Consider the following 6,636-nt stretch of genomic DNA (forward strand, 5'->3'; position numbering starts at 1 on the left):
CCCTCTAATTGTCTTTTAGAATTTACAGATCCAACGATCTGTTGATTTGAAAATAAAATAAGGGCATCGATATGTTCTTTCAAGTGTGATTGAATCTTCTGAGAGAATCATGCGCGAGACAACTTTTTTTGCAGGTGCCCACTTTCCACAAATTTGTCCGCCAAAATCTTCTGTGGCCTGGTAAGTGACAACAGTCTCCCCACGCTTTTCTTTGATACTGTCGATCATATTTGAAAAAACAAAGTAACCATAATCACGCTTAAATTTAAGCCAAAATGTAGAATATGTTTTGCCATCATCCACTTGTAAAAAACACTCACCTTTATTTTGATCTTCAAAATCGGCCTTCGTCACATAACCTGTTCCCGTTAGACCTTCAAAGCGTGCGACCATTTGGCGCAGATCACTTTGGGCCCATGTGCTTGTGCAAAGTGTTAGCATAAGAATTAAAGCTTTCATTGATTTCCTCTTTTATGATTTTGTTAGGGGATACTATAGCGGGGCATTAAAAGCAACTTTTTTTGCTTTCTCCCTTTTCGATAGGTCATCAGAGACGTATACTGATTTTGAATATTTTTCGCAATTTATCTAGATAAAAAGGATGGTTTTATGAACCGCAATTTAGCTTTGGAATTTGTCCGCGTAACTGAGATGGCCGCTATTGCTTCTGCTCGTTTAATGGGAAGAGGCGATGAGAAGGCCGCTGACCAGGCAGCTGTTGATGCCATGAGAGCAATGCTCGATTCTGTAGACTGTGATGCCACAGTAGTTATCGGTGAAGGTGAAAGAGACGAAGCGCCAATGCTTTATATTGGTGAAAAAGTAGGTTCTGGTAACGGTCCTGAACTTGAAATTGCGCTTGATCCGCTAGAAGGTACGACAGTTTGTGCTGTTGGTGGTTACAACTCTATTTCAGTAATGGCCATTGCAGAGAAGGGATGTCTTTTAAATGCTCCTGATACATATATGCAAAAAATTGCTGTAGGTAAGGAAGGTAAGGGCTGTATTAATATCAATGATTCAGCTTCTGAAAACCTTCGTCGTCTAGCTGAAGCAAAAAAATGTCGCGTTCAAGATCTAACGGCCGTAATTCTTGATCGTCCTCGTCACAAAGATCTTATTGAAGAAGTAAGACGTGCTGGCGCTCGTATACAGTTAATTGGTGATGGAGACGTATCTGCTGCTATCGCTTGTTGTAACCCAAATTCTGGTGTTGATATTCTTTTTGGTATCGGTGGTGCTCCTGAGGGTGTCATCGCTGCTGCTGCTCTTCGTTGTATGGGCGGGGACTTTCAAGGTGTTTTAAAGCCAAGAAATGAAGAAGAAGTTGAAAGGGCCCTAAAAATGGGTATTAAAGACATGAACAAAGTATTCTCTATCGAAGAGCTTGCTTCTGGTCACGTTATGTTTGTTGCGACAGGTGTTACATCTGGAAGTTTCCTAAGAGGAGTTCAATTCAAGCCTTGGGGAGCTATCACTCACTCACTTGTTATGAGAAGTCAGTCGGGAACGATTCGCCATATTGAAGCTGAACACCACTTTGATACAAAACCACGTTACTAAGGATTAGTTATGGCAAAGGCACAAAGAACAGAAACATTTGATGTTGCTATTGATAAAATATACGATGTTATCGTTAATTATAAATCTTACCCAGAGTTCGTTGATGGCGTGAGCTCTATTGAAGTTCTTGAACAAAACGAAGCGGGGGCAAGGGTAAAATATTCTCTGAATCTCATTAAGAAATTTTCTTATATCCTAAAGCTAAAGCACGAAAAACCAAATCGTGTTAGCTGGACTTTTGAATCAGGTGATCTATTTAAATTAAATAATGGTTCATGGGATTTAAAAGACAATGGTAATGGAACAACTGAAGTCACATACTCTCTTGAAGTAGATGTAAAAGGTTTCGTTCCTGGAGCAATCGTTAACAAACTAACAGAAAGCTCTTTGCCTGCAATGATGAAGTCTTATAATAAAAGAGCTAAAGAAGCTTAAGAGGTGAGTATGAGCGAGGATAATAAAAAAGACAGTGGTATTTCTGATGTAATCAAAAAAGTTGTTTCAATTGGAATTGGGGCCGCTTTTATGACTGAAGAATCTGTCAAAGGTATCCTCGCTGATTTGCCTCTTCCAAAAGATATTATCAATGGGCTTACTCAAAATGCGAAGACGGCCAAAGAAGATTTTTCTAAATCTATTAGAGAAGAACTATCTAAGCAAATGTCTAAGGTTGATCCGAGTAAGCTTGTGGAAGATTTGATTGATAAATACGATATTCAAGTCGAAGCTAAGTTTAAATTCACAAAGAAAAATCCAAAAGACTCAGAGTAATCCTAATGGACAGAAAGGCGCAGCTTAAATCTCAATTTCAAGAGGTTTATAACGAGATCGACTCTCATAAGAGCACGACCAAAGATGTTCATCTTGTCGCTGTTACTAAGTATTCACCTTTTTCTGATATTGAATTGAGTTATGATGTCGGTCATCGCGATTTCGGTGAAAATCGTGTGGCCGAACTTTTAGAGAAGGCCAATTTGGCCATGGACAAAGGGTTGAAGAATATTCGTTGGCATTTTATTGGACATCTTCAATCTAACAAAATGGCAAAACTTCTTACTGTTCCTCATTTAAATTTCATTCACAGTATTCATTCGAAAAAATTATTAGAGCTTCTTCATGCTAAATCTGTTGGCATTGACCATGCTCCGATTGGCTATTTTTTGCAAGTGAATACTTCTTTCGAAGACGAAAAGTCTGGATTTGAAACTTATGATGAATTAACTGAAGCGGTTAATTTTTGTCTTCAAAAAGATACTGATAAATTAAAACTCAAAGGTCTTATGACCATGGGTAAAATTCGCACCGATGATGTGAGAACAAGTGCTAAGGAATGTTTTTCTAAACTTGTGGATTTTAAGAAACATTTGGAAGGTGATTTTTCAGTAGATTTAATGCTCTCTATGGGCATGAGTAGTGATTATGATATTGCTATAAATCTAGGTTCTGACTTTATACGAGTAGGGTCAAAAATTTATAAGGACTAATGCTTAGGTCTACTCTCTAGATACTTTAAATAGAACTTATCTTTATCCTCTTTTAAAAGAGAATAATTATAATGGCAAAATTTCTTAATAGAGCTCTCTAAATAACCAGCGTACTCATAATCATAGAATAGTGACGTCACAGGCTTTAGGGTCGTGCTCAAGCTTCCAAAAATTGAGTAGCAACCACCACCATCACTAAATCGCAAATACTCTTCTTTGAAACGAGTAAAGAATAGATCAGTGTTATCAATCATTATATCTCTAATAATCTCATTTCTATCATTATAGATTTCTGGTTTTGAAGGGACTTGAAAGTTTAAATATTTGCTATAATTTTCTAAGTTTTCATAAAGAAGGCCCATTGCCAGATTTTCATTTCTATCAAAATAATTCATTAATGCGTTTTTTGCTACACACTCATTGATTTCATTAATTCTTGATTTGTCATCAAAGAAGTAGCGAAAGTGCTCTATTGTACATTTGTTATTTTGCGTGGCCGTCGCCACGACTTCACTTGTGAGTTGAACATTGTTTAAAGTTTCATTAATGACTTTGAACTGAGTCACAGAATCACAGTTCTTTTCTTCTAAGAATTCGACACCATAGAAAACGGCATTTTTTATAAACTGATATTTCTTCGGGTCTAGATCTTTCAGTTTCTGGGGTGAGTAGCGATATGAAGAAACGCTCTCGGCAAATTCTTCAGATTGAGAGGCCTTACCATATTCAGAAATAACTCTTTCTGGATGATTGAGATTCCAGCGCTTGCCTTCTTTTTCCCAACCTGAGAACTGATCCCAGCGCCAGTTCTTATGGATTTCAAATTTCGCTGACATATTGTGTGCAAGTTCGTGAAAGACGATATACTCTTTCATATGCTCATCATACTCTTGCCATGCACTGAAGATTTCTATTGTGGCATTGGCAATTGTTCCTTTTTTAATACTTACCTTTTCTTCGTCTACCAAAATAAGCTGCTTGTTAGCATACATTTTTTGATAAAAGCTTGGTTGAGATTCTAGGGCACGAATGACAACTGAGAGATCTTTTTTACTAAATTCTTTCGCAATATCTTTTGGATAGTGTGAAGTATTGTATCCATATTTACTAAGGATATAGGCGTGGAAGACACCATTTCCTTCAACGAAAAGATTGTCTAGAGCACAGCGAACATCATGACAATCTTTGATTTGATCATTTTTTGACAGATCAATTTGTATCGCATCTTGGCGGTCTCTATTAAGTAAATCTCTTTTAGTCATCAAAGTGGCAAAGAGATCGAGAAGGGTAGTGTCTTCATTTTTAAAGACATGTCCTAGTATTGTTCGTGTTTCTTTTTTATGTGATTTTTGAGAGTCGAGATATTTTAGGACATCTTCAAGTTCAATATCTTTTTTCGCACATGTCTTATTAACGACATCTTCTTTTGAAACGGCCCACCAAGAATCTTCTTCAGCGTGGGCCGATGTGATAAGTGTAAAAAATAGGAATATTAAAAGAGTTTTAATCTAGAACCCTCTTATTTCATTAGTACTCTAAAAGCACTTGCAGTCACTTCTCTTTCAGAAGAGTAATCACCAAGTTCTCTTTTCTCACTAAAAACGATATCAACGTTTACATATGAGTTGTATTGAGTATTTCCATTATTAACTGTAGTTCTTGCAATTGTGTCATTTGCAAGGTCCATGTCAATAACCTCTTCAGTTGCCTTAATAGCGAAGATTTCTTTTTCAAATAAAAGAGCACCTTCATCTGTATAAGCTCTGATTTTGAAATTATTTCTTGTAATAAGAACTGTATCAACACCGTTGTATGAAATTGAGCTTGCTTGATCAACTCTAACATTTTCAAATGCAACTGAGCCATCTTCTTGCATATTACATTTCACAGCACTTAGAAGGAAATTAACGTTTACGATATCTTCTGATCTTTCAATTTTAGGAGAATAGATCTTGTATGAAATTTCATCCGCACGAGAAAGATCCGACTTTGATTGGCAATAACGAGCACCACCATCAAATAGTTTTGCGATTTTTACATCAGAGGCAAAAGAATTAAACATTGTACCCAAAAGAATTAGACTCATTAAACTCTTCATGAAGACCACCTTATAAAATGATTTAGTTTGGTGAGTGTAGGAGAATATCTGATGTTGCGCCACAGCAAAATGACCATCTAGTATTAATTACATTTATATGATCACTAGCCAATTATTGGATAACTGGCCATTAACTACCTAATAATACATAGTAAAATTTACTTAAAGTCAGATTTATAGAGATTATTAGGTTTGACTTGGGTATACATGTTGAATATTGTGCACCCTGTATAGAATTTAAAACAATAATAAGGGGAAATACAATGGCAAACGACACACTGAGAAAAGTTCCTGAACTTAGCTTGATGAGCTACATTAATGGATCGACGAACGACAAAGTTACGTTTGTAAATAACCTTTACTCTGGTCTAAAAGACTATGGCTTTATCGTCCTTACAGATCACACTGTTGATCAGAAAAAAGTGGATGACGCCTATTCTCTTCTAAAAGAATTCTACGCCCTACCAATTGAAACAAAGAAAATGTATTGCGGTAATAACGGTGGTCAAAGAGGTTACACTCCTTTCAAAACTGAACATGCTAAAGATAATGCTAATCCAGATTTAAAAGAATTTTGGCACGTTGGTCGCGAACTTGCGGCCACAAGCCAATATAAAGGTGTTTACCCAGAAAACGTTTGGCCAACAGAAATTCCAGGCTTTAAAGATGCTTTTATGAATCTTTATAATTCTATGGATGAGTCGGCCAATATCCTTTTAGAGGCCATCGGTATTGGCCTTGATGTTCCTAAGAACTTTTTTGCTGATATGGTTCACGATGGAAATTCAATCCTTCGTGCCATTCACTACCCACCGACAAAAGGTGAGGACACAAAGAACTCAATCCGTGCAGCAGCACACGAAGATATCAACTTAATTACAATGCTAGTAGGAGCTACTGATTCAGGGCTTGAGCTTCTTGATAGAGATGGTTCATGGCTACCTGTTCAATCAGCACCGGGACAAATTGTTGTGGATACGGGAGATATGATGAGTAGAATTACAAACGAAGTTCTACCGGCCACAACACACAGGGTTGTGAACCCAAAGGATGATGGTAGTGAGCGCTTTTCAATGCCTTATTTTGTGCATCCTCACTCAAACGCTCTTCTTAGCTGTATTGCTTCATGTGTAGGTGAAGGGGCCAAGTACCCAGACATCACAGCGGGGGATTTTTTGATTCAAAGGCTTAAGGAAATCGGTCTGTACTAATTAGAATTTTAGTCCGATGGTTAGGCCTGCGGCGACAATATTGTTGTCCTGTGCCTTACCATCGCTAAAGCTCTCTTTGGAAGTGATTGATTCCAACACTCCTTCAACTAGGAAGGAATAGCTTCTTGAGAGCTCCATCAGGGCGCCAACCTTCACAGAGGGAAGGACCCAAGCGCTACCACTTTTTTCTTCTTCATCTACAACCGTTGACGACTTACCAATCCCTACAGAAACTCCACCATAGAAATTAGTATTAGAATTTTTCATTTTTCTAAAATGA

The 6,636-nt window shown here is 37.3% G+C and carries 9 protein-coding genes; 5 read left to right on the forward strand and 4 right to left on the reverse strand.

Translation table 11 applies throughout. The annotated features are described in order from the left end of the window. Positions 1-15: 15 nt before the first annotated feature. A complete protein-coding gene (locus M899_RS11825) occupies positions 16-459 on the reverse strand; it encodes a hypothetical protein (RefSeq protein WP_021271590.1) in 444 nt (147 codons plus the stop codon). 150 nt (positions 460-609) lie between these two features. On the opposite strand from M899_RS11825, the gene glpX reads away from it, so the two are divergent. The 4 genes from glpX to M899_RS11845 are packed head-to-tail and all read left to right on the forward strand — an operon-like array spanning position 610 to position 3,047. After that, complete coding sequence (gene glpX, locus M899_RS11830; RefSeq protein ID WP_021271616.1) at positions 610-1,563, forward strand: class II fructose-bisphosphatase; 954 nt, start codon at positions 610-612, stop codon at positions 1,561-1,563. Between the two features lie 9 nt (positions 1,564-1,572). After that, positions 1,573-1,998, forward strand: coding sequence for a type II toxin-antitoxin system RatA family toxin (locus tag M899_RS11835; protein WP_021271597.1), 426 nt, complete (start codon positions 1,573-1,575; stop codon positions 1,996-1,998). A 9-nt stretch (positions 1,999-2,007) separates the two neighbouring features. Beyond that, the gene (locus M899_RS11840; protein ID WP_021271669.1) at positions 2,008-2,334 is read left to right on the forward strand and encodes a hypothetical protein; all 327 of its coding nucleotides are present in this window, start codon (positions 2,008-2,010) and stop codon (positions 2,332-2,334) included. Positions 2,335-2,339: 5 nt separating this feature from the next. Next, the gene (locus M899_RS11845; protein ID WP_021271659.1) at positions 2,340-3,047 is read left to right on the forward strand and encodes a YggS family pyridoxal phosphate-dependent enzyme; all 708 of its coding nucleotides are present in this window, start codon (positions 2,340-2,342) and stop codon (positions 3,045-3,047) included. Here M899_RS11845 and M899_RS11850 read toward each other — a convergent pair. Then, the gene (locus M899_RS11850; protein WP_231370276.1) at positions 3,044-4,312 is read right to left on the reverse strand and encodes a hypothetical protein; all 1,269 of its coding nucleotides are present in this window, start codon (positions 4,310-4,312) and stop codon (positions 3,044-3,046) included. The genes M899_RS11845 and M899_RS11850 overlap by 4 nt on opposite strands. A gap of 254 nt (positions 4,313-4,566) precedes the next feature. Continuing rightward, positions 4,567-5,145, reverse strand: a complete 579-nt coding sequence (locus M899_RS11855; RefSeq protein WP_021271651.1) for a hypothetical protein — start codon at positions 5,143-5,145, stop codon at positions 4,567-4,569. Between the two features lie 263 nt (positions 5,146-5,408). On the opposite strand from M899_RS11855, the gene M899_RS11860 reads away from it, so the two are divergent. After that, a complete protein-coding gene (locus tag M899_RS11860; protein ID WP_021271654.1) occupies positions 5,409-6,356 on the forward strand; it encodes an isopenicillin N synthase family dioxygenase in 948 nt (315 codons plus the stop codon). Here the strand turns inward: M899_RS11860 and M899_RS11865 are convergent. Beyond that, positions 6,357-6,636: hypothetical protein (locus M899_RS11865; RefSeq protein WP_231370277.1), on the reverse strand; the 280-nt coding region annotated here is incomplete at its 5' end.

Source organism: Bacteriovorax sp. BSW11_IV, assembly GCF_000447755.1.
Taxonomy (GTDB): domain Bacteria; phylum Bdellovibrionota; class Bacteriovoracia; order Bacteriovoracales; family Bacteriovoracaceae; genus BSW11-IV.

What these genes read in the sequence shown, in the direction of transcription:
- M899_RS11825 (WP_021271590.1), bottom strand. Translation starts at nt 459, where the DNA reads ATGAAAGCTTTAATTCTTATGCTAACACTTTGCACAAGCACATGGGCC.
- glpX (WP_021271616.1), top strand. Translation starts at nt 610, where the DNA reads ATGAACCGCAATTTAGCTTTGGAATTTGTCCGCGTAACTGAGATGGCC.
- M899_RS11835 (WP_021271597.1), top strand. Translation starts at nt 1,573, where the DNA reads ATGGCAAAGGCACAAAGAACAGAAACATTTGATGTTGCTATTGATAAA.
- M899_RS11840 (WP_021271669.1), top strand. Translation starts at nt 2,008, where the DNA reads ATGAGCGAGGATAATAAAAAAGACAGTGGTATTTCTGATGTAATCAAA.
- M899_RS11845 (WP_021271659.1), top strand. Translation starts at nt 2,340, where the DNA reads ATGGACAGAAAGGCGCAGCTTAAATCTCAATTTCAAGAGGTTTATAAC.
- M899_RS11855 (WP_021271651.1), bottom strand. Translation starts at nt 5,145, where the DNA reads ATGAAGAGTTTAATGAGTCTAATTCTTTTGGGTACAATGTTTAATTCT.
- M899_RS11860 (WP_021271654.1), top strand. Translation starts at nt 5,409, where the DNA reads ATGGCAAACGACACACTGAGAAAAGTTCCTGAACTTAGCTTGATGAGC.